This window comes from Streptomyces sp. NPDC087270, from assembly GCF_044744625.1.
Classification (GTDB): Bacteria; Actinomycetota; Actinomycetes; order Streptomycetales; family Streptomycetaceae; genus Actinacidiphila.
Map to the genome: position 1 here is coordinate 312,817 of NZ_JBIUYR010000008.1, position 21,872 is coordinate 334,688.

Genomic DNA, 21,872 nt, shown 5'->3' on the forward strand with positions numbered 1-21,872 from the left:
CGGGCCCGGGTGACCGGGCCCGCCGCGGACCCGGAGAACCCTTCATGCGACACCTCCACGCCCGCTACGGGCGCACACTCCTCGTCTCCCTGGCGGCCCTGGCGACAGCGGTGTTACCCGTCGGCGCCGCGAGCGCCCACGCCCGTGCCGCAGGCGCCTCCGCCGACCGGCCGGCGGCTTCCGCCGCCGCCCCGGTCCGGCAGGTGTGCGGGCCGGCCGGGCCGGGACAAGCACGTTGCCTGGCGCAGATCCGGACCGACGTCCACACCGGCACCGGTGTGCGCGGACCGGCCGCGCACGCGTCGGCGGGCAGCGCGGCCGCCGCGCTGCCCCCGGGCTACGGCCCCGCGGACCTGCGCGACGCCTACCAACTGCCGTCCACCGGCGGCGCGGACCAGACCGTCGCCGTGGTCGACGCCGGCGGCGACCCGTCCGCCGAAGCCGACCTGGCCGTCTACCGCTCCACCTACGGACTGCCGCCCTGCACCGTCGCGAACGGCTGCCTGAGCATCCTCAACCAGCGCGGCCAGACCAGCCCGCTCCCCGCGGACCTGCGGTGGAGCGTGGAGATCTCCCTCGACCTGGACGCCGCCTCCGCGGCCTGCCCGGCGTGCCACGTCATGCTCGTCGAGGGCGACGACGCCGGCATCCCCAGCCTGGCCGCCGCCGTGGACACCGCTGTCACCGCCGGCGCCACCGAAGTGTCCAACAGCTACGGCGCGACCGAGCAGAACGGCATGCAACCGTACGCCGCCTCCTACTCCCACCCGGGCGTGGCGATCCTGGCCTCCTCGGGTGACAGCGGCTACGGCATCCCGAACACCCCGGCGGTGTATCCCACCGTGATCGCCGCGGGCGGCACCACCCTGACCCGTGCCCCGGGCACCGCGCGCGGCTGGACGGAGTCGGCCTGGCAGGGCGCCGGAAGCGGCTGCTCGGCCTGGGTGGACAAACCGGCCTGGCAGCACGACGCCAACTGCCCCGGCCGGATGGTCGCCGACATCTCCTCCGTGGCCGACCCGAACCCCGGGCTGGCCGTCTACGACACCGACAACAAGACCGGCGGCTGGGTCGTGGTCGGGGGCACCAGCGCCGCGTCGCCGTTCCTCGCCGGAGCGATAGCCGTGGCAGGGAACCCCGCCGCCTTCCCCGACGCCTCCTCGTTCTACACCGCCACCACCGGTCTGAACGACGTGACCACCGGCAGCAACGTCACCTCCACCGACTGCGGCGGGGACTACCAGTGCACGGCCGGGCCCGGCTACGACGGACCCACCGGCAACGGCACCCCGCTGGGAACCGCGGCCCTCTGACCGGCCCTCTGACGCCCCGTGCGCTCCCGCGGCCCCCGGCCGAACCGGCCACCGGCCGCGGGAGCGCGCCACGACCGGTGCCGCACGCGCCCCCGCCCCCGCACCCCAGTGGGGTCACTGGGCCAGAACGAGCAGATCGTCGTCGGTGCCGGAGAACATCCCGGTCCACTGGACGGCCACCACGCCGTCGACGGCCTGCCAGGGCGTCAGCGCGGCGAAGGTGTCACCGGTCTCGCCCGACGCGGGCCGGACCGGAGGCAGCCGCGTGGAGTGGAGCTGCCGCCCGGTCCGGGCGTCGAGGACCAGCAGGTCCGAGGCCACGGCCTTGGGTGTCCCGCTCCTCGGCAGCAGGGGCTGCTGGACGACGTACACGCGGCCGTCCTCGATCAGCGGCGGGCCGAGCCGGGTGTCCTTCGCCGGGCGGCGTGTCCAGTGCTTCGTACGGTCGGCGACGTCGTAGGCCACCAGCGTGCCGTCGGAGGACCCGGCGGTGTTGTCGGCGCACAGCATGATCCCGTCGCCGGCCGCCTCCGTGGGGTGGAGCGCGGGGACCGGCCAGGTGGTGACCCGCGGCGTGCGGCCCGAGACGTCCACCACCGCGCCGATCCCGTCCCGGGTCCACAGCGACGTCACCAGGGTGTGGTCGTCGACCGGTCGCAGCCGGTTCAGCCCGCTGTCCACCTTCCAGCGCACCGTGCCGCGGCGGGTGTCGAACGCGATCAGCGGCAGGTCGTCGCCGGCCTTGCCCGTTCCGGCGCACTCCGCCCGAGCCACCACCGCGCCGCGCATCGCGAACACCCCGCCCGAGCTGAGCCGGCAGCCCTTCGGGACGGCGCCGCGCCACACCCGCTTCCCGCTGTCCTCGGCGAACGCCGTGATCGCGTCCCTGCTCTCCACGACCACCAGCCCGCTCACCACATCGAGCGCGGCGAACGTGTCGGAGGACCCGGCGGGTTTGCCGTAGGTCACCTTCGCATGCCAGCGCGGCTTCCCGGTCCTGACGTCGGTCCCGACGACCGTCCCGTCCTTCCACCAGGTGGCGACGGTGCCACCGCTGCCGGTGAGGCCGACGGTGCCCAACTCGGTGCCGGAACGGCCGTAGTGCCAGTACTCCTTGCCGGTGCGCAGGTCGTGCGCGGCGACGCCGTCGTCCGTCTCGTCGACGGACAGCCCGCCGTCGACGCCGTACGACTGCGAGGTCCGCCGCAGCACCCGGTCCGGCGCGGCCGGTGCCCCGCTGCCCAGCGCCGTCGGGAACGCCCCCTGCGCGCCGCCGACATGCTCGTGATACGGGTTCCCCGCACGCAACGCCAGCCAGCCGCCCACGGCCAGCGCGGCCACCACCGCGGCCACGACCGTGCCCAGAGCTCTCCTGTCCATCCTGCCCCCCTCGTCCCGACGAATCCGGCCAGCCTACGAGACCGGCCCCGTGCCCGGGCCCCGACCTCGCCGTCCGCGGCGGCCCGCGCGGTTCGGCTCCGCCGTGAATGCGCCGCCGGGCGACCGGCCTTGCCCAGGACGCCGCCGTACCGGCCGCTAACGCACGTGCCCGGAGCGGCGGTTGCCGCCCTGCCGGACCGTCTTCGCGTCGTCCCGGAGCACCCGCTGGTACTGGCCGGGTGTCTGCCCGACGAGCGCGGTGAACGCGTTGATGAAGGCGCTCGGGTTCGCCCATCCGCAGGCGGTCGCGGTGTGGATGACCGAGACGTCGGCGGCGAGCAGCAGAAGCGCGTGGTGCACGCGGAGCTGGGTGCGCCACTGGGGGAAGCTCATCCCGGTCTCCTGCTGGAAGAGCCGGCTGAGCGTGCGTTCGCTGGCGCCGACCCGGTGCCCGAGCTCGCCGAGCGTCAGGGGGCTCGACATCCCCTCCTCCACGAGGGCGACGACGGCGCGGAGCCGGTCGTCGTGCGGCTCGGGAAGGTGCAGCGGTTGTTCGGGCGCGGTGGCGACGTCGTCGATGATGACCCGGCGCAGCCGCGAGCGCGCCCCCGCGGAACGCTGCTCGGAGCCGGTCAGCGCCAAGGCGGCCTCACGTGCCAGCGGTGTCATGACCAGTACCGCGGGATGCGCCGGCAGCAGGGCGGCCAGGCTCGGCGCCAGGAAGACGATCCGCATGTCGGTCTGGCCGTGCGCCCGGTGCTGGTGCGCGAAGGCCGCGGGAATCCAGACCACCCGGTTCGACGGGGCGATCCACGAACCCACCGAGGTGACGAGCGAGAGCACGCCCGTCGCGGGATACACCAGGTGCCCGCGGGTGTGGGTGTGCTCGGGGGTGCGCTCGTCGTGGCCGAGCAGGAGGGCGTGTTCGCGCAGGACCTGGTCGAGCGGCATCGGCGCGTGGCGGGTTTTGGGCATCTTTCGTCAGGTTATCAGTTGGTCGCCCTGGGGGCGCTCGGATGGACTGGAGCCGTAGCCCAGCGCCACCCACGTGGCGGCCGACCTCGGGCTACGCCCAGGAGCGCCCCGGCCGGCCGGGGACCGAAAGGACAGCCCAGATGACCCGTCTCCTCCAAGAACCGCCGCCCCGGACCCGGCCCGGCACCAGCGCCCGCGGCAGGCTCGGCGCCGTCCTGTCGGCCGTGGGCCTGCTGACGGCCGCGTTGAACCTGCGCATCGGTGTCGCCTCGGTCAGCCCGGTGCTGTCGGACATCAAGGCGGACCTCGGCCTGTCCGAGGTCGTCGTCAGTCTCCTCACCACCATCCCCGTCGTCGCCTTCGGCGCCTTCGCCTTCGTCACCCCGGCGCTGAGCCGCCGACTGGGCCTGCACCGGCTGCTCGGAGCGACGATGGTCGCGCTGGCCGCCGGGATCGCGCTGCGGCTCCAGCCCGGCCTCGCCGGGCTCTTCGCCGGCACCGTCGTCATCGGTGCGGCGATCGCGATCGCCAACGTGATCATGCCGGCCGTGATCAAGCGGGACTTCTCGCACCGCCTCGGCCTGATGATGGGCCTGTACTCGACGGCGCTGTCCGCCGGCGCCGCCCTCGCCTCGGGCGTCACGGTGCCGCTGCTCTCCCTGGTCGGCGGCGGCTGGCGCCCCACCCTGGGGCTGTGGGCGATCCCCGCCCTGCTCGCCTTCCTCGTCCTCGTCCCGCAGTTGCGGCACGCCCCCGTCCGCGATTCCCGGACCCGCGACGTCGCCGATGCCCCGTCGGCCGCAGGCGAGCCCTCCGTCCGCGTCCTGCTCCGCGATCCGGTCGCCCTCGCCGTGACCGCGCTCATGGGTTTGCAGAGCATGAGCTACTACGCGGCCCTGACCTGGGTCCCCACCCTGTTCCAGGACTCGGGCATGGACGCGCACACGGCCGGCTGGATGCTGTCGTACTCGGCCTTCCCCGCCATCGCCGTCTCGCTCGTGACGCCCGCGATCGCCCGGTGGGCACGTCCGACGTGGCTTCCGGTCGCGGTCGCCGCCGTGTTGACCGGGGCCGCCTTCGGCGGGCTCGCGGTGGCCCCGCTGCCGGCGGCGTACCTGTGGATGACCATGCTCGGGCTCGGCCAGGGGGCTTCCCTCAGCCTCGCCCTCACCTACATCGTCCGGCGCTCGCCCGACGCCCGGCACACCGGCCACGTCTCGATGATGGCCCAGGGGCTCGGCTACCTCCTGGCCGGCCTGGGCCCCGTCGGCCTCGGCGCACTGCACTCCGCGACCGGGGGGTGGGGCATCCCGCTCATGGCGCTCATCGGCCTGCTCGTCCTGCAGTTGGGGGCCGGAGTGCTCGCGAGCCGCGAACGCCACGTGCTGGAACGCTCCGTGCCCGAACGCTCCGTGCCGGAGGGCCGGGTGCCCGGCGGCCGCGCGCCCGGCGGTCGCGGCTGACTGCAAGACCCGCCGAGGCGGCCCGCGTTCAGCTGCCCGGCGGCGGCTCGAAGGCGGTCGCGAGCGAACCCGGGGTCACCGGAGTGCGCTGGCCGCTGCCGGTGACGGGGAGGCGGGCGCCGTCGAGGGCGGGGTCGACGTAGCGGGCGAACCACTCGTCCAGGCGGGCCGCCAGCTCCGCGCGGGTCCGCGCGTGCTCGGGCGAGTCGGCGAGGTTGCGCTCCTCGCCGGGGTCGGCGGCGAGGTCGTACAACTCGTGCGGGCCGTGCGGGTAGCGGTGCACGTACTTCCGGTCCCTGGTGCGGATCATCCGGACGGGACCGTACTCGTCGTAGACGACCACGCGGTCATGGCCGGAGACGTGGTCGGCGTCGCCGAGCAGGCGGGCGAAGGAACGGCCCGGCAGCTGGGGGTCGGGGGTGTGGTCCAGGCCGAGGTGGTCGACGAGGGTGGGCAGGACGTCGTACTGCGACAGCAGGGCGTCGCAGACGCGCCCGCCGGGGATGCGGCCGGGCTGCGCCGCGATGAAGGGCACCAGCACCGAACTGTCGTACATGTTCTGGGGGAAGGTGCCGTTGCCCTTCCCCCAGATGCCGTGGTGGCCGGCGTTGAAGCCGTTGTCGCTGGTGAAGACCACCAGCGTCGAACCGGTGAGGTCGAGCGCGTCGAGCCGGTCCAGGACCCGGCCGATGGCGGCGTCCATCGCGGTGGTCGCCGCGAAGTAGCCGATGAGCGCCTGCCGGGTATCGCTCTCGCCGCCGACCGGGGCGCCGTCCTCGTCGAGCGGCTGCCAGGGGTGCGGCGGGCCCTGAGGGCAGGTCTCGAAGGCGCAGTCCTCGTACAACTCGGTGTACTGGCTGGGGTGTTGACCCTTCCAGGGCTTGTGCGGCGCGGTGAAGTGCAGCGAGAGGTGGAAGGGTTCGGGGCGCTCCGCCTCGGCGACGAGGAACCGTTCGGCGTCCGCGGCGAGGGCGTCGGTGAGGTAGTCGGGCTCCTCGGTGCGGACCCCGTCGCGGTACATCGGCGCCCCGCGGTACGGGCCGCCGCCGCTCTCGTGGGCGTACCAGTGGACGAAGCCGGGGCGGGGCTTGTCGTTGGCGCCGAGGTGCCATTTTCCGCTGAGGCCGAGCCGGTAGCCGGCGTCGGCGAGCAGGTCGGTGAAGAGGGTCCGGCCGGCCAGGAAGTCGACGCCCGTGCGGCCGGCGTGATGGTAGGAGAGCCAGTCGTGGACGCCGTGCTGGGAGGGCAGTTGGCCGGTGAACAGGGAGGCGCGGGCCGGTGAGCAGACCGGCGAGGTGCAGAAGAAGCGGTCGAGGAGAACGCCGCTCGCCGCCAGGGCGTCCAGCCGCGGGGTGTGGATCTCGTGGTTGCCGGCGCAGCCCATGGCCCAGGGGCCCTGATCGTCGGAGAGGATCAGCAGCACGTTGGGGCGGTCCGGATCGTGGCTTGCCATGGGTCTCCCTGGGCGTGATGCGAGATACGTGGGTGCGAGTGCGGGTGCGGGTGCGGGTGTGGCCGCGGCTGAGGCCGCGAGATGGAACCGGCCCGCGGGTGCCTCACATGCTCGGTGCCGACGTCCTGACGAGTCAATCGCTCTGAGGATATGAATCACCGATGACTTTCCCGGGGGTTCACTCGGTGGGGCGACACATTGCGGCAACAATTCCGCTGAACCGCTGAGTCATCCGTAATTCATATCCTCAAAGACCGCTTGATCCGTCCGATGACTTGCGGCAATCATATGGCCACGCCTTCCCCGACCCAGGGTCACCGCCACCCGAGGAGTGCAGGTATGTCCGCTGTCCGACAGTCCACGGCCGCCGCAGAGTCCGGCCGTCCACTCTCCCGCCGTGCCGTTCTCGGCGCGGCGCTCGCCGCGGCGGCCGGACTGACCGCCGCCTGCGGGTCGAACTCGTCGTCGGGCGGGGGCGGCGCGTCCTCGTTCACCTACTGGTCGATGTGGAAGCAGAACGAACCCCAGGCCAAGGTGCTCCAGGCCGCGATCGCGCAGTTCACCAAGGACACCGGGATCAAGGTGAGCGTCCAGTGGAAGGGCCGCCAGGTCGTCCAGCAACTGGCGCCCACGCTCAACACCGGGAACGTCCCCGCCGACCTCGTCGACTCCGCCGACCGCTTCGCCTACGCCCAGCTCCAGGCCACCGGCCAGGCCCTCGACCTCACCCCGGTCCTGGACCTGCCGATCCCCGGCGAGAGCGGCCACACCGTCGGCAGCGTCGTCCCCGCCAAGTACCACGGCCTCAGCACCACCGCCGGCACCCTGTGGCAGATCCCCTACGAGATCATCACCACCCAGATCTGGTACGACGGCCACGCCCTGCCCGACGTCGCCGCCCGGCCCCCCGCCACCTGGGCGGAGTTCAGCGAACTGCTGGCCACCCGCAAGTCCGCGCGCGGCGGCGGCCCCCTCGCCCTCGACGCCGACGTCCCCGACTACGCCGCCTACTGGACGTACTACGCCGTCCTGCGCGGCCTGGGCCCCGGCGCCTTCGGCAAGGCCGCCGCCGACAAGAGCGGCGCGCTGCTGAAGGCGGACGGTTTCGTGGCCGCGCTGCGCCACGTCGAGGACCTCGTCTCCGCGGACGACTTCACCAAGGGGTACGACGGCTCCAAGTGGCCCGCCGTGCAGCAGAAGTGGGCCAAGGGCAAGTCCGACTTCCTGCTCCTGGGCACCTTCGCGCCCAGCGAGACGTCGACCTTCGCCTCCTCCGACTTCCGCTACCGCTCCTTCCCCTTCCCGGCCTTCGCCCAGGGCGGCGACACCTCCCAGGACATCTCCCTCATCGGCTTCTCCATACCGAAGAAGGCCAGGCACGCCGCCGCCGCGCAGAAGTTCATCGCGTACTTCCTCGCCAAGGAACACCTCCAGGGCATCGCCACCCAGGCCAAGAACATCACCCCGCGCGCGGACATCGACGCCCCCGCCGAACTGGCCGACGCGCAGAAGGCGCTCACCGCGGGCAACGCCGTCAAGACCCTGGACGGAGTGAAGGAGACCGCCGCCGAGTGGTACACCAAGGTGTTCCTGCCGCTGAACACCAGCTTCCTCACCGGCCACCTCACCGCGACGTCCTTCGCCTCCAAGCTGGCCTCGAACTCCGCCTCCTACTGGAAGACGGCCTCGTGACGGCCGCCGACACGCTCCGCCCCGAGCCGCCCGGCAGCGCCTCGGCGCGGCGCCGGTCCACCACCGGGCGGCGCCGGTCCACCACCGCCCGGCGGCGGCCCGCTGCCCCGGGGCCGGGGGAGACCCGGCACAGCCCGCTCACCGCCCGCCGCAAGAAGCTCTTCTGGCCGCTGCTGCTGCCCGCCGCGCTGGTCTACGTCGTCTTCTTCGCCGGCCCGTCGCTGTTCACCCTCTGGCTGAGCCTCAACAAGTGGGCCGGCGCGGGCCCGATGAGCTTCACCGGCCTGGACAACTACCGCCGGCTGTTCCAGGACCCGACGTTCCGGCACTCCTTCACCAACACCCTCTGGATCATCTTCGGTGCGGGCGGGCTGACCTTCCTGGTCTCCTTCGGGCTGACGATGGTGCTGCGCGAGATGCAGGGCCGCAAGGCCGCCCGCTCCATCCTCTTCTTCCCCAACATCGTGCCCAGCGTGGTCATCGCGATCCTGTGGGGCTTCCTCTTCCAGCAGGGCGGGCTCGTCGACTCCGTCACGAAGGCCACCGGCCTGCCCTCGCCCAACTGGCTCGGCCAGGGGAACCTGTTCAAGGTCATCATGATCGGCCTGGTGTGGACCTCCACCGGCTTCTACACCACCATCCTGATGGCCGCCGTCGACCAGATCCCGCCGGAGCTGTACGAGGACTGCGACCTGGCCGGCGCCAACACCCTGCAGAAGTTCCGGCACGTCACCCTCCCGCTGATGTGGGACGTGGTCGGGATGTGCGCGGTGCTGTGGACCATCTCGGCGGTGAAGGTCTTCGAGTTCATCTACGCCTTCGCCGGTGCCGCCGGGCAGATGCCCGACACCGGTGTGTGGAACACCGCGCTGTACACCTACGGCGAGGCGTTCGCGTCCGGCGGCGTACCCCGCTACGGCTCCGCCGCCGCGAGCGCCGTGGTCATGCTCGCCCTCGTCGGGGTGCTCGTCGTCCTGATCCGCCGCTTCATGCGCCGCGACTCCGTGCAGTACTGAGCAGCGCCGGCCGGTACCGCGCGGTGCCGAGCAGCGCTGGTCCGGCTCCACCGGACACCACCCGGCCGCACCGCAACACCCGCCGGCTCCACCGGACACCACCCGGCCCCGACCGTTCCACACCCCCGTCACGGAGGTCATCCCCGATGGCTGTCGCCAGTCCCGGCCGCTCACCCGGCCCGATCGCCCGCCGGCTGCGCCGGCTCACCGCCGGCCGGGTGCTCGGCGTACCCCTGGTCTGGCTGTTCGCCGCCTTCAACATCTTCGTCGCGCTCTGGCTGCTGCTGTCGTCCCTGAAGACCTCCGACGCGATCTTCAGCTCGCCCTGGCGGTTCCCGCACACCCCGAACTGGGGGAACTACGCCCGGGCCTGGAACGAGGGGCAGTTCGGCCAGGCCGCCCTCAACACGGTCGTCGTCGTGGGCGGCACCGCGGTGGTCACCGTGCTGCTGGCCGCGCCCGCCGCCTACGCCCTGAGCCGGATCACCACACGGCTCAACTCCGGGCTCACCCTCTTCTTCGCCCTGGGACTCGGCATCCCCGCCCAGATGGTGATGCTGCCGCTGTTCGTGTTCATGAACCAACTCCAGCTGGTGAACAGCCTGTTCGGCCTGATCGTGGTGTACGTGGCGACCTCGCTGCCGTTCGCCGTGTTCTTCCTCACCGGCTTCTTCGCCACCCTCCCGGTGGAGTTGGAGGAGGCGGCCGCACTCGACGGAGCCACGCCGCTGCGCACCTTCTGGCAGATCATGCTGCCGATGGCGCGCGGCGGGCTGATCACCGTGCTGATCCTCAACATCATCCAGCACTGGGGAGAGACGGTCTTCGCCCTCGTCTTCGTGCAGACCACCGACCACCAGACCCTGTCCCTGGCCCTGCTCGGCTTCCTCCAGCAGATGCAGTACAACGGTGCCGACTGGGGCGGCCTGTTCGCCGGCGTGGCCCTGGTCGTCCTTCCCGTGCTCGCCTGCTACGTATGGCTGGGCCGCCGGATCATCGAAGGAATGACCGTCGGCTCAGTCAAGTGAGCCGAACCGCAGGGGGATTGAGGACCACCATGACCGGAGCCCGCGACCTGAAGTTCCGTCAACTCGCCACCGAGCTGCGGCAGCGCGTACGCCAGGGCGTCTGGCCGCCCGACGGCCGGCTGCCCACCGAGAAGGAACTCGCGCACAGCAGCGGCACCTCGGTGAGCACGGTGCGCCGCGCCGTGGACGAGCTCGTCGCCGAGGGGCTCGTCGTACGGCGGCAGGGCTCGGGCACCTTCGTCGTACCGCCGAGCGCCCCGGGACCCGGCCGCGCACTGGTCGGCGTCAGCGTCCCCGACACGGCCTTCTACTACCCGAAGGTGCTGCGGGGCATCGAGGAGACCCTCTCCGCCGCCGGCGCCCGGCTGCTGTTCGCCTGCTCGGGCTACGACCAGCAACGCGAGGCCAAGGACGTGGCGGACATGCTGGAGGCCGGAGTCGACGGCCTGCTGCTCGTCCCCACCCTGGGCGGACCCGAACCGGCCCGGGAGTACCTCGCGCGGCTGGCGGCGCTGCCCGTGCCGACCGTCCTGGTCGAACGGCGCGACGCCGCCCTGGAGGGCACCAACGAGTACGTCTGCACCCATCACGAGGCCGGCGCCTACGACGCGGTCCGCCACCTCGCCGGCCTCGGCCACCGGGCGATCGGCCTCGTCCTGCGCGACCCCAGCCCCACCTCCGGCCCGGTGGCCGAGGGCTTCCACCAGGCGGCCGGCGAACGGGGCCTGGCCACCGTGGAGTTCCGCGCCGCCCGCCAGGAGTGGAGCCCGGCGGCCGCCGACCGGTGCCTCGCCGCGCTGCGCGACGCCGAGGTGACCGCCGCCGTCTGCTTCGGCGACCGGCAGGCCGCGCTGCTGCTCGGCGCCGCCCGCCGCGCCGGCCTCACCGTGCCCGGCGATCTCGCCCTGGTCGCCTACGACGACGAGATCGCCGACATGGCCGACATCCCGCTGACCGCGGTGGCGCCCCCCAAACGACAGCTCGGCAAGGCCGCGGCGGCCACGCTGCTGCGCCGGCTCGACGACCCGGAACTGCCCCGCAGCCGGGTCCTGCTGCGCCCCACCATCATCGTCCGGCAGTCCTGCGGAGCCGCGCAGGACAGCGCGACCACGACCACCGAAACCACGACCACCGTGACCACGACACCCGAGGAGAGCACCACGTGACCGACACAAGGCTCGGCCTGATCGGCGCCGGCGCCGTGGGAGTGCTGCACGCCGAGGCCGCCACCGCCACCCCGGGCGTACGGGTGACGGCCGTCTGCGACCTCCTCGCCGAGACCGCGCACCGCGTCGCCGGGCCGCTGGGCGCCGCGGTCTTCACCGACCACCGCGACCTCATCGCCTCCGGCACGGTGGACGCCGTCGTCGTCAACACCCCGCACGCCCTGCACACCGACATCGTCACCGGCAGCGCGGCGGCAGGCCTGCACGTGCTGGTCGAAAAGCCCATGGCCACGCGCTCCGAGGACTGCGCCGTCATGGAAGCCGCCTGCGCGGACAACGGTGTCGTGCTGTTCGTCGGGCACATCCAGCACTTCCTGCCCCCGGTCGCCGCGGCCAAGGCCGCCCTCGACGCGGGCACCGTCGGGGAAGTGCTCGCCGTCCACGACTGGCGCAGCACCGACTACCGCCGCGGCAGCCGGCCGTCGTGGTTCTTCGACCCGGCGATCTCCGGCGGCGGCGTGTTCATCAACATCGGCACCCACTGCGTGGACCGGCTGCTGTGGCTCACCGGCCGGCGCCCGGTGGCGGTGGCCGCGACCGCCGTCCGCCGCGGAGACCTGCCGGTGGAGACCGACGTCCTGGCCCGGCTCGACCTCGGGGACGGGGTGGTCGGCCACATCACCGTCACCAGCACCCTGCTTCCCGCCCGCGACGAGCTGACCGTCATCGGCGAACGCGGCACCATCCGGGTGGCCCGCGGCACCGGCGCGGTGCTCCATCCCGACGACGGCACCGGCCCGGTGCTCCTGGCCGAGGACCGCGCCGACGACGTGCCCACCGCCTTCCTCGACCAACTGGCCGCGTTCGCCGCGGCGGTCCGGGGGGAACAGCCCCCCGCGGTCCCCGCCGCCCACGGCCGGCAGGTCGTCGAGACCATCGAAGCCGTCTACGCCTCCTGCGCCGACGGCGGCCGGGCCGTCCGGACGGCCCCCGCGCATACCCCCGTCGGCTGAGCCCGCACGGCGGGCCGGCCCGCCGCCGAGGCCGCCGCGGCGGCCACTCGGCGCGGCCCCGGTGCCGGCCCGCCGCCCACCACCTTCCCCACCCCGCGGTTCTCCCGCGGCTCTCCCCTGCGCGCGGCGGTCCCGCGCGTCCCTCGCCATGTCCCTCGCCACCCCATCACGCAGCGGAGGAACACCATGCACGAGAACACCACTCCACCCGTCAGCCGCCGCGGCTTCCTGACCGCGGCCGCGGTCGCGCTCGGCGGTCTGACCGGCGCGCTCCAACTCGGCCCCGGCGCCGCGTCTTCCACGGCCGCGTCCGCCACGGCGACGTCCGCCACGACCGACGACGCCTACGCCACCTTGCGCTCGCTGTGGGCCGAGATCCTCACCGGCGGCGCGATCGACCCCACCGACGACGCGTACGCCACCGCCCTGTCCGACCTGTCCACCACCGCCACCGGCCTGTGGAACACCCTGGCCGCCGACACCTCCGCGAACTCGCTCTGGCCGGGACAGACCCTCACCGTCCCGGCCAACATCACCGACGGCCACAAGCAGTTGGCGACCATGGCGACCGCGTACGCCACCCCCGGCACCACCGCCACCGACGGCAGCGGGCGCACCCTGCACGGCGACCCCGCGCTCGGCGCGGCGATCGTCGACGGTCTCGACTTCCTCCACACGCAGGCGTACAACGCCGACACCGAAGAGTTCGGCAACTGGTGGGAGTGGGAGATCGGTGTGCCCGCCGCCCTGACCAGCGCGGCCATCCTGGTGTACCCCCTGCTGTCACCGGCGCAGCTCGCGAACCACCTCGCCGCCGTCGACCACTTCGTCCCCGACCCCAAGTTCAACAAGTACGGCAGCACCCGGTCGACCTCCACCGGAGCCAACCGGGTCGACCTGTGCCAGGTCGTCGCCGTGCGCGGCATCCTCGGCGGCAGCAGCGAACGCCTCACCACGGCGGTCGCCGCCCTCTCCGACGTGTTCCCGTACGTCACCTCCGGGGACGGCCTGTACGCCGACGGCTCGTTCGTCCAGCACACCTACATCCCTTACACCGGCACCTACGGCATGGTCCTGCTGCGCGACCTCGCCGCCCTCTTCCAGCTCCTCACCGGCTCCGGCTGGGCGATCACCGACCCGTCGGCGGCGAACGTGTACACCTCGGTCGACAACGCCTTCCGGCCGTGGATATGGAACGGGCTGTGCATGGACGCCGTCCGCGGCAGAGCCGTCAGCCGCCCGGCCGAAACGGACTTCGCCGACGGCAACCTCGTCATCCAGTCCGTCCTGCGAGCCGCCGCGTCCGCCCCGACCCCCGCGCAGGCCGACCACTTCAAGAGCCTGGCGAAGGGCTGGATCACCCGAGGCGAGGCCTACGCGCCGTTCGCCGACACCGCGACCGTGCCGGCCATCGCGCTGGCACAGCCGGTCCTCGACGACGCCTCCCTCGCTCCCGCCGCGGAACTCCCCGGGCACGTCCAGTTCCCCGCCATGGACCGGGCCGTGCACCGCCGCGAGGGCTGGGCGCACGCCCTCGCGATGTCCTCGGCCCGGGTGGCCCGGTACGAGTCGATGAACGGCGAGAACCTGCACGGCTGGCACACCGGCGACGGCATGGGCTACCTCTACCTGGCCGCCGACCCGAGCCACTACACCGACGCCTACTGGCCGACCGTCGACCCGACCCGGCTGCCCGGCACCACCGTCGACACCCTCACCCTCGCCGACGCGGCCGGCACCGGGACCCGGCCCACCGCCACCTGGGTCGGAGGAGCGAGCCCGGCGGGCGGGTACGGCTGCGCGGGGATGGACTTCCAGCAGTACGGCTCCACCCTGACCGCCAAGAAGTCCTGGTTCTTCCTGGACGACTCCGTGGTCTGCCTCGGCGCCGGCATCAGCGGCGGAAGCGGAGCCGAGGTGGTCACCACCGTGGAGAACCGCAACCTGCACGAGAACGGCACCAACGTCCTCACGATCGACGGCGTCGCCCAGCCGGGCACGGCCGGATGGACGAGCACCCGGTCCGTGAGGTCCTGGGCCCATCTGGCGGACGTCGGCGGCTACCTGTTCCCGGGCGGCGCCACCGTGCAGGCGGCCCGCACGTCCCGCGTCGGCGCCTGGAGCGACATCAACACGGTGTCCGGCACGCCCGATTCGCTGACCCGCCGGTACGTCTCCTTGTGCCTGCCGCACGGCACCGCGCCGGCCTCGGCCTCGTACGCCTACGTCCTGCTGCCCGGTGCGAGCGCGGCGGCGACGGCGAGGCGCGCCGCGAGGCCCACCGTCACCGTGCTGTCCAACACCGCCTCCGTCCAGGCGGTCCGGGACAGCGCGAGCGGCGTGACCGCGGCGAACTTCTTCGCCGCGGGCTCCGCCGGCGGCATCACGGTCTCCGCGCCCTGCTCCGTCCTCACCCGGCAGGCCGGCGGTCACCTGCTCGTGGGAGTCTCCGACCCCTCCCGCGCGGCCTCCACCGTCACGGTCCAACTCGCCCTGGGCGGAACCCTGGTGAGCGGCGACGACGCGGTCACCGTGGCCCGGTCGGCACCGGGCCTGACCCTCGTCGTCGACCTCTCCGGCGCGGCCGGCGCCACCCGGGAGGCCACCTTCACCCTTCACCGGCACCCCGGCCGCCCTGACGCCCAGGCGAAGCCGGCCGGCTCCTCACCCGGCTCGCACCCCTCCCAGCGAAGCGCGCGGTAGCGGCACCGGCCCCGGCCCCCGTTTCGACCGGCGATCGCTTTCAGCCACAGCCGAGCAGACTCCAACGCAAACCGACACCCCTTGACGGGACGACAGTCCTACGATGTGGTCTAGTCCACATCCCCGTCAAGGGGTGTGCGGGTGCGGGTGAAGGCCCTCCCTGACGATGCGCACGGTGCGCGATGCCGGGCGGGAATCGACGATCGCGGGCGCCGGTTTGCGCGAAGCTGATCGTTCGGCCGAGTTTTCGCGCGTGTGTTGACACCGGATGATCCTTGCGCTGCACTATCGGCGATCGGATCTGCTGCCGTGGTCCGTAGGCGGGAACGGAGTCCTCGCTCCCGCGCGGAACTCCGTCCGCGATGTTCGTTCCTGTTCGATCTCGATCTCGGTCGCGTGACGCGAACCGTCAGGCGCACAGATGCACCCCCCAACTGCAGCTCCCTCTACCTCCTGTGAGGACCACATGAGAACGCTCAGGCATCTGGTGGCGCTGGTCGCCTCCCTGGCGTGCGCGCTGGCGGTGCTCGTGGTGCCGTCGCTGACCGGCGCGGACCACGCGCAGGCCGCCACCGGGGCGCCGCACACCATCCCGGCGCTGCGCCAGTGGACGGCCGGGACCGGTGCGTACACCTTCGGTGCCACCTCGCGGATCGTCGTCGCATCCGCCTACGCCACCCAACTCGCGGGCGAGGCGGCCACGTTCGCCGACGACCTGGGCAAGCTGGCCGGCCGCACCGTAACCGTGGCGACCGGCACCGCCGCCGCCGGCGACATCGCACTGACCCTCGGCGACTCCTCGCTGCCCGCCGAGGGCTACCGGATGACCGTCGGCGCGACGGTCAGCCTGCAGGGCTCCACCGGCACGGGCGTGTTCTACGGCACCCGCACCGTGCTGCAACTGCTGCACCAGTCCTCGACGATCCCGGCGGGCACCGCGCTGGACTCGCCGACCAAGCCCGAACGCGGCCTGATGATCGACGCGGGACGGAAGTTCTTCACCGTCGGCTGGATCGAGCAGCACATCAAGGACATGGCCTACCTGAAACTCAACTACTTCCACTTCCACCTGTCGGACACCTACGGGTTCCGGCTGGAGAGCAGCACCCACCCGGAGATCGTCGCGCCCGACCACTACAGCAAGCAGGACATCAGGGACATCCTCGCGGTGGCCGCCGAGTACCACGTCACGGTCGTGCCCGAGATCGACGCCCCCGGCCACATGAACACCATCCTGGCCGCCCATCCGGAACTGCGGCTCACCAGCAGCACCGGTGTCGCGAGCAACGAGTTCATCGACCTGTCCCTGCCGGGCACCTACGCCCTCATGCGGGATCTGATCAACGAGTACCTGCCGCTGTTCCCCGGGCCCTACTGGCACATCGGCGCCGACGAGTACGTCACGGACTACAGCCAGTACCCCCAACTGCTGACCTACGCCCGCGCCCACTACGGTGCCACCGCCACCGCCAAGGACGCCTACTACGGCTATGTGAACTGGGCCGACTCCCTGGTCCGGGCCGGCGGCAAGACCGCTCGCATGTGGAACGACGGCATCAAGTCGGGCGACGGGACGGTCACGCCGAACGCCGACATCATCGTGGAGTACTGGTACGACTACGGCCTGACCCCGCAGCAGTTGGTCGACGCGGGCCACACCGTCGCCAACGACTCCTGGACGCCCACCTACTACGTGCTGGGCGGCGACAAGCCCGACACCCAGTGGATGTACGAGAACTGGACCCCCGACACCTTCCAGGGCTCGAACACCGTCAGCGACCCTGCCCGCAACCGCGGTTCGCTGCTCCACGTCTGGTGTGACAACCCCACGGCCGAGACCGAGGACCAGATCGCCTCGGGCATCATGTACCCGCTACGGGCCCTCGCCCAGCAGACCTGGGGGTCGCCCGAACCCGTCAGCACCTATGCCGGGTTCACCGCGATCATCGCCGCGGTCGGCCACAACCCGGCCTGGCCGGCAGCCACCGAGAGCGACCTCGCGCTGGGCAGGCCGACCACCGCGTCCAGCACCGAGACCAGCGCCTTCCCGGCGAGCGCGGCGACCGACGGCGACGCCGGCACCCGCTGGTCGAGCGCCTACAGCGACCCGCAGTGGCTCCAGGTCGACCTGGGCTCCCCGACGGCCGTCAGCCGCGTCGTGCTGCGCTGGGAGAGCGCCTACGGCAAGGCGTTCCAGATCCAGGTCTCCGACGACGCGACCACCTGGCGGACCGTCTACTCCACCACCACCGGCACCGGCGGGGTCCAGGACCTGACCGGTCTGACCGGCTCAGGACGCTACGTGCGCGTGTACGGCACCGCGCGCGGGTCCGCATACGGCTACTCGCTCTACTCCTTCGAGGTGTACGGCGGCCAGTTCAGCGGCACCCACGTCCTCACCACGGCGGGCAAGGCGATGGACGACCCCGGCAGTTCGGCTGCCGCCGGCACCCGGCTGATCACGTGGACACCGGGCGGCACGGCCAACCAGCAGTGGCAGCTGACCTACCACACCGACGGCAGCTACTCCCTGGTCAACGGCTCCTCCCACCTGTGCGCCGACGTCGACGGCGGATCGACGGCGGCCGGCGCGGCCGTCCTGCAGTGGACGTGCACCGACGCCGACAACCAGCACTGGACCGTGACCCCGCGCAGCGGCGGCTACGCCCTGGTCGCCAAGAAGAGCGGTCTGCTGCTGACCACCGCCTCCACGTCGGACGGCGCCCTGCTGACCCAGGAGGCGGACACCGGTTCACCGCTCCAGCTCTGGCAGATCGCCTAGGGCCGGTCGAGGCGGGGGCGGCGGGGGCGAGACGAGGAAGAGACGGACGACGAGGACGGCACCGCCGGACCGATCACGCCGGGCGGTGCCGTCCGTGCCCCGAGGCCGGGATCAACGGTCCTTGAACTCCTCGATGGCCGCGCGGACCGTCGCCCCCAACGCGTCGCTGCCGGCGTGCCCGGAGTCCTCGATGATGTGCAGCCGCGCGTCCGGCCAGACCTTCGCCAGCTCCCACGCCGTCTGCACCGGACTGCCCGCGTCGTGCCGGCCGTGCACGAGCACCGCCGGGATGCCGGCCAACTTGTGGGCGTCGCGCAGGATCTGGTCCTCCTCCAGCCACGCGCCGTGGCTGAAGAAGTGGGCGCAGATACGGACGAACGCGATCTGCGCGTCGATCTCCCGGTCGCTGTACATGCCGGGTTTGCCGTTGGGCTCGTCGGAGACGATCGCGTCCTCCCAGGCGAGCCAGCCGGCGGCGGCCTTCTCCCGTACCGCCCGGTCGGGGTTCTCCATCAGCCGCGCGTAGGCCGCCGTCAGGTCGCCGTCGCGCTCGTCCTCGGGGACGCCGTCGCGGAACCGGTCCCACGCCTCGGGGCGGAACCGGCCGGCTCCCCGGTAGAGCCAGTCGATCTCGGCGTGGCGGGTCGTGGTCACCGCGGGGATGACCATCTCGGTGACCCGGTGCGGATGTTGCTGGGCGTAGGCCAGGACGAGGGTCGCGCCCCAGGAGGCGCCGTTCAGCAACCACCGCTCGATGCCGAGGTGTTCGCGCAGCCGCTCCATGTCGTCGATGAGGTGCTGGGTGGTGTTCAGGCTCATGTCCGCCGCGGGGTCGCTGGCGTGCGGGGTGCTGCGCCCGCAGTTGCGCTGGTCGAAGCGGATGACGCGGTAGCGTTCCGGGTCCCAGGCCCGGGTCGGCCGCCGCATCGCGCCCGACCCCGGGCCGCCGTGGACGACGAGGGCGGGCTTGCCGTCGGGGTTGCCGAGCTGCTCGTAGTAGAAGCGGTTGCCGTCCCCGGTGTCGAGAAAGCCGTGTTCGTACGGATCGGTCGGAGGATAGAGATCAACCATGGCCGCTGATCCTAGGCGCGCGACCGCCGGCCCGTCCCGGGCATTGCCCGATACGGACCGGCGGTCAGCGGCGGTCAGCGGAGGTCAGCGGAGGTGGGCAGCGGTCACCAGGGGATGACGCCGTCGTCCTCGAAGAAGGAACCGGTCGGTCCGCCGTCGGGCAGGGTGGCGAGCCGGATCGGCGTGGCCGCGCCCTGCGCGGGGGTACGGGGGCCCGCGAAGCCGGTGAAGTCGGTCGCGACCAGGCCCGGGGAGGTGGCGTTGATCAGGATGCCGGTGCCGGCGAAGTGCCGGGCGTACTGCACGGTGACGGCGTTGAGGTACGACTTCGACGGCGCGTAGGCGGCCATGATCGGGCCGACGTCGATGTCCGGGTCCGCCTGCAAGGTCAGGGAGCCGACGCTGCTGGAGACGTTGACGATGCGCGGAGACGTCGAGCGCCGCAGCAGCGGCAGCATCGCGTTGGTCACGCGGATGACGCCGATGACGTTGGTCTCCACGACCGCGCGGACCGTGTCGAGGTCGAGCGTGGTCGGGTCCTGCACCCACCCCGGCCCGGTCTCTCCCGAGATCCCGGCGTTGTTGACCAGCGCGTCCAGATGCCCCGCCTGCCGTTCGACCAGCCGTACGGCGTCGCCGACGCTCCGGTCAGCGGTCACGTCCAGCGGCACCCCGAACGCGTCCACCCCCGCGGCGCGCAGCTTCGCGACGGCGGCCTCGCCCCGGGCCGCGTCGCGCGCCCCCACGCCCACCCGGTATCCGAGGGCGCCGAGCCCGGCCGCGATCTCGTACCCGATTCCCTTGTTCGCGCCGGTCACCAGCGCGATCCTCGTTTCGCTCATGCCGCCGATGCTCGCTCCAGGAGGTCTCGCGCGGCCAACACCGATACGGTGCTCTGTCATACCTGGTAGGTATCACCGGAGGTACGGTGGGGGACATGGACACTTCCGAGACCGGGGCCACCGTGGAGATCCGGGACACCTTGGAGACCCGCGAGTTGAGGTACTTCACGGTCGTCGCCGAGGAACTGCACTTCGGCCGCGCCGCCGAGCGGCTCGGCATGGCCCAGCCGCCGCTGTCCCGGGCGATCCAGCAACTGGAGCGGCGCGTCGGCGTCACCCTGCTCCAGCGCAACCGCCGCGGTGTCCGCCTGACCGGCGCCGGCGAGGTGCTGCTCGCCGAGAGCCGCGCCGCCCTCGACGCGGTCAGCGCCGCCACCCGCCGCACCCGTCGCGCCGGCGGCGCCGACCGTCCCGGCGGCCCGCGCACCCGCCTGGTGCTGGCGCTGAAGGCCGCCGGGTCCCACGAACTGCTGCAGAGACTCCTCGACGCCTACGCGGCCGAGCCCGACGCCGCCGAGATCGAGGTGCTGCCCTGCGGGATGTGCGAGCAGGCGGAGCTGCTGCGCGACGGCCGCGCCGACGTGGCGCTCATGCACACGCCGTTCAACTCCCTCGCCGGGTTCGACAGCGAGGAAGTGCTCACGGAGGGGCAGATCGCCATCCTGCCGGCCAGACACCCCCTCGCCGCACGCACGACGCTGACCCTCGCCGACGTGAGCGACATCCCCGACCTCCCGCTCGCCCGCTGGCCCCGGCACGGCAGCTACCCGCCCGGGCCCGGCCCCGAGATCCACGACCAGACGCAGCTGGCCCAACTGATCGCCCTCGGGCGGACGACGGCCGTCTTCCCCGACTCCGCCCGCGCCTGGCTGTGGGCCGAGCACGCCGCCGTCCCGCTGTCCGACGCGCCTCCCGTCGTCACCCACCTCGCGTGGCCCGCGCACAGCCGCTCCCTCGCCCTCGCCGGGCTGGTCCGCACGGCCACACAGCTGTGACCGGTCCCGGCGCCGGCGACCCCCGTCCGACGAACAGCGCCGGCCCGCCCGTCAGGTGCCCCGGCGCCACGCAGCGGCGGAGGCGAGCCGGGCCCGGCGATCCGCTGGTCGGCCCGGTGCTCGAACCGTTGCTGCCGGTGCGGATCGGCTTGCCGGGCTTGCGTGACTGTCCCGGCGTCCGAAGGTGGCGTGTAGCGCCCGCGCATCCTGTCGTGGGCATGGCGGGCTCTCGCCGGTGGGCTCGCCGCGTGCCTGGTGCTCGAACCGTTGCTGCCCGTGCCGGATTAACCACCTCGTGGCCGTCTCGACGGCGACCCTGGAGCGCGAGCCGGCGGCCGTGCGCGGGCACGTACGCGCTGCTGTGCCGGGCGGAGAAGGCCCTCGCCGGGGTCGCGTGACTGTCCCGGCGCCCGGAGGTGGCGTATGGCGCCCGCGCACCCTGTCGCGTGCGTGGCGGGCCCTACCCGGTGGGCTCGCCGCGTGCCCGGCACCGGCGGCAGCCGTTCAGTCGAGCTGGTAGTCGAACCAGATGCGATGCGTGCCGTCGGCGTCGACGGCCAGCCCACCGGCGCCGGCGATCCCGGTCAACTCGCCCGTACCGCTGGCGGGCACGAGGGTGAAGAACTCCGCCGTGCGGTCGCTGCCGGACGTCGAGGCCGAGTGCACGAAGTTGAAGGAGCCCTGCTTGCCGTGCAGCGAGCCTTCGAACGACTCCATGGCCACGTAGGTGCCGACGCCCGCCGCCTGGTCGAACGCGGCAGTGAACAAAGTCGCCGAGCGGCCGGCGACCTCGCCTTCGAACTGCTTCTCCATCGTCGCCACACTGACCGGAAGCCCGGTGGACACGGCCGGGTCGGGCTCCAGCCCGGTCGGGACGAACGCTTTGACGGTGAAGGTTCCCTTGGCTCTCATGCGCCGACCGTACCGGGGCGGTCCGACAATCCGGGCCGGACCCGAGGCGGCGTCGTCGGCCGCCGCCG

Annotated in this window: 16 protein-coding genes; 10 read left to right on the forward strand and 6 right to left on the reverse strand. The window is 72.7% G+C overall.

The genetic code is table 11. From position 1 onward, the window contains the following. Nucleotides 1-44: 44 nt before the first annotated feature. Nucleotides 45-1,313 carry a peptidase S8 gene (locus ACIPAE_RS18670; RefSeq protein WP_402446382.1) on the forward strand — a complete coding sequence of 423 codons (1,269 nt, stop codon included), beginning with the start codon at nucleotides 45-47 and terminating at the stop codon, nucleotides 1,311-1,313. A gap of 114 nt (nucleotides 1,314-1,427) precedes the next feature. On the opposite strand, the gene ACIPAE_RS18675 is transcribed toward ACIPAE_RS18670, so the two are convergent. Then, a complete protein-coding gene (locus ACIPAE_RS18675; protein WP_366414472.1) occupies nucleotides 1,428-2,693 on the reverse strand; it encodes a PQQ-binding-like beta-propeller repeat protein in 1,266 nt (421 codons plus the stop codon). Between the two features lie 156 nt (nucleotides 2,694-2,849). Beyond that, complete coding sequence (locus tag ACIPAE_RS18680; RefSeq protein WP_402446385.1) at nucleotides 2,850-3,668, reverse strand: AraC family transcriptional regulator; 819 nt, start codon at nucleotides 3,666-3,668, stop codon at nucleotides 2,850-2,852. Between the two features lie 140 nt (nucleotides 3,669-3,808). Here ACIPAE_RS18680 and ACIPAE_RS18685 point away from each other — a divergent pair, with 140 nt between their 5' ends. Continuing rightward, on the forward strand, nucleotides 3,809-5,131 hold the full coding sequence (locus ACIPAE_RS18685; protein WP_402446388.1) for a CynX/NimT family MFS transporter: 1,323 nt from the start codon (nucleotides 3,809-3,811) through the stop codon (nucleotides 5,129-5,131). A 28-nt stretch (nucleotides 5,132-5,159) separates the two neighbouring features. On the opposite strand, the gene ACIPAE_RS18690 is transcribed toward ACIPAE_RS18685, so the two are convergent. Then, nucleotides 5,160-6,584, reverse strand: coding sequence for a sulfatase-like hydrolase/transferase (locus tag ACIPAE_RS18690; protein ID WP_402446391.1), 1,425 nt, complete (start codon nucleotides 6,582-6,584; stop codon nucleotides 5,160-5,162). A 339-nt stretch (nucleotides 6,585-6,923) separates the two neighbouring features. Between ACIPAE_RS18690 and ACIPAE_RS18695 the strand changes: the two genes are divergently transcribed. The 7 genes from ACIPAE_RS18695 (at nucleotide 6,924) to ACIPAE_RS18725 (ending at nucleotide 17,984) form a co-directional block, all read left to right on the forward strand. After that, nucleotides 6,924-8,276, forward strand: a complete 1,353-nt coding sequence (locus ACIPAE_RS18695) for an ABC transporter substrate-binding protein (protein WP_329361235.1) — start codon at nucleotides 6,924-6,926, stop codon at nucleotides 8,274-8,276. Further along, entirely contained in the window at nucleotides 8,273-9,292 is a 1,020-nt protein-coding gene (locus ACIPAE_RS18700; RefSeq protein WP_329361233.1) for a sugar ABC transporter permease, read from the forward strand. Before ACIPAE_RS18695 ends, ACIPAE_RS18700 begins: the two co-directional genes overlap by 4 nt. Before the next feature lie 146 nt (nucleotides 9,293-9,438). Further along, nucleotides 9,439-10,320 carry a carbohydrate ABC transporter permease gene (locus ACIPAE_RS18705; protein ID WP_329361231.1) on the forward strand — a complete coding sequence of 294 codons (882 nt, stop codon included), beginning with the start codon at nucleotides 9,439-9,441 and terminating at the stop codon, nucleotides 10,318-10,320. A 29-nt stretch (nucleotides 10,321-10,349) separates the two neighbouring features. Then, nucleotides 10,350-11,486 carry a LacI family DNA-binding transcriptional regulator gene (locus tag ACIPAE_RS18710; protein ID WP_402446393.1) on the forward strand — a complete coding sequence of 379 codons (1,137 nt, stop codon included), beginning with the start codon at nucleotides 10,350-10,352 and terminating at the stop codon, nucleotides 11,484-11,486. After that, a complete protein-coding gene (locus tag ACIPAE_RS18715; protein ID WP_402446397.1) occupies nucleotides 11,483-12,499 on the forward strand; it encodes a Gfo/Idh/MocA family protein in 1,017 nt (338 codons plus the stop codon). Before ACIPAE_RS18710 ends, ACIPAE_RS18715 begins: the two co-directional genes overlap by 4 nt. A 186-nt stretch (nucleotides 12,500-12,685) precedes the next feature. After that, a complete protein-coding gene (locus tag ACIPAE_RS18720; RefSeq protein WP_402446399.1) occupies nucleotides 12,686-15,202 on the forward strand; it encodes a polysaccharide lyase 8 family protein in 2,517 nt (838 codons plus the stop codon). Between the two features lie 466 nt (nucleotides 15,203-15,668). Beyond that, nucleotides 15,669-17,984, forward strand: coding sequence for a family 20 glycosylhydrolase (locus ACIPAE_RS18725; protein WP_402446401.1), 2,316 nt, complete (start codon nucleotides 15,669-15,671; stop codon nucleotides 17,982-17,984). Nucleotides 17,985-18,095: 111 nt separating this feature from the next. Here ACIPAE_RS18725 and pip read toward each other — a convergent pair whose 3' ends face one another. Together pip and ACIPAE_RS18735 are read right to left on the reverse strand one after the other, a co-directional pair. Beyond that, a complete protein-coding gene (gene pip / locus ACIPAE_RS18730; protein WP_329361221.1) occupies nucleotides 18,096-19,055 on the reverse strand; it encodes a prolyl aminopeptidase in 960 nt (319 codons plus the stop codon). 104 nt (nucleotides 19,056-19,159) lie between these two features. After that, complete coding sequence (locus ACIPAE_RS18735) at nucleotides 19,160-19,897, reverse strand: SDR family oxidoreductase (RefSeq protein ID WP_402446404.1); 738 nt, start codon at nucleotides 19,895-19,897, stop codon at nucleotides 19,160-19,162. Between the two features lie 95 nt (nucleotides 19,898-19,992). On the opposite strand from ACIPAE_RS18735, the gene ACIPAE_RS18740 reads away from it, so the two are divergent. Continuing rightward, nucleotides 19,993-20,892 (forward strand): LysR family transcriptional regulator, encoded by a 900-nt coding sequence (locus ACIPAE_RS18740; RefSeq protein WP_402446407.1) that lies wholly within the window; start codon nucleotides 19,993-19,995, stop codon nucleotides 20,890-20,892. Nucleotides 20,893-21,396: 504 nt separating this feature from the next. Here ACIPAE_RS18740 and ACIPAE_RS18745 read toward each other — a convergent pair. Further along, entirely contained in the window at nucleotides 21,397-21,804 is a 408-nt protein-coding gene (locus ACIPAE_RS18745) for a DUF3224 domain-containing protein (protein ID WP_402446409.1), read from the reverse strand. Between the last annotated feature and the right edge of the window lie 68 nt (nucleotides 21,805-21,872).

What these genes read in the sequence shown, in the direction of transcription:
- ACIPAE_RS18685 (WP_402446388.1), top strand. Translation starts at nt 3,809, where the DNA reads ATGACCCGTCTCCTCCAAGAACCGCCGCCCCGGACCCGGCCCGGCACC.
- ACIPAE_RS18690 (WP_402446391.1), bottom strand. Translation starts at nt 6,584, where the DNA reads ATGGCAAGCCACGATCCGGACCGCCCCAACGTGCTGCTGATCCTCTCC.
- ACIPAE_RS18695 (WP_329361235.1), top strand. Translation starts at nt 6,924, where the DNA reads ATGTCCGCTGTCCGACAGTCCACGGCCGCCGCAGAGTCCGGCCGTCCA.
- ACIPAE_RS18710 (WP_402446393.1), top strand. Translation starts at nt 10,350, where the DNA reads ATGACCGGAGCCCGCGACCTGAAGTTCCGTCAACTCGCCACCGAGCTG.
- ACIPAE_RS18670 (WP_402446382.1), top strand. Translation starts at nt 45, where the DNA reads ATGCGACACCTCCACGCCCGCTACGGGCGCACACTCCTCGTCTCCCTG.
- ACIPAE_RS18725 (WP_402446401.1), top strand. Translation starts at nt 15,669, where the DNA reads ATGAGAACGCTCAGGCATCTGGTGGCGCTGGTCGCCTCCCTGGCGTGC.
- ACIPAE_RS18720 (WP_402446399.1), top strand. Translation starts at nt 12,686, where the DNA reads ATGCACGAGAACACCACTCCACCCGTCAGCCGCCGCGGCTTCCTGACC.
- ACIPAE_RS18745 (WP_402446409.1), bottom strand. Translation starts at nt 21,804, where the DNA reads ATGAGAGCCAAGGGAACCTTCACCGTCAAAGCGTTCGTCCCGACCGGG.
- ACIPAE_RS18740 (WP_402446407.1), top strand. Translation starts at nt 19,993, where the DNA reads ATGGACACTTCCGAGACCGGGGCCACCGTGGAGATCCGGGACACCTTG.
- ACIPAE_RS18680 (WP_402446385.1), bottom strand. Translation starts at nt 3,668, where the DNA reads ATGCCCAAAACCCGCCACGCGCCGATGCCGCTCGACCAGGTCCTGCGC.
- ACIPAE_RS18675 (WP_366414472.1), bottom strand. Translation starts at nt 2,693, where the DNA reads ATGGACAGGAGAGCTCTGGGCACGGTCGTGGCCGCGGTGGTGGCCGCG.
- pip (WP_329361221.1), bottom strand. Translation starts at nt 19,055, where the DNA reads ATGGTTGATCTCTATCCTCCGACCGATCCGTACGAACACGGCTTTCTC.
- ACIPAE_RS18735 (WP_402446404.1), bottom strand. Translation starts at nt 19,897, where the DNA reads ATGAGCGAAACGAGGATCGCGCTGGTGACCGGCGCGAACAAGGGAATC.
- ACIPAE_RS18705 (WP_329361231.1), top strand. Translation starts at nt 9,439, where the DNA reads ATGGCTGTCGCCAGTCCCGGCCGCTCACCCGGCCCGATCGCCCGCCGG.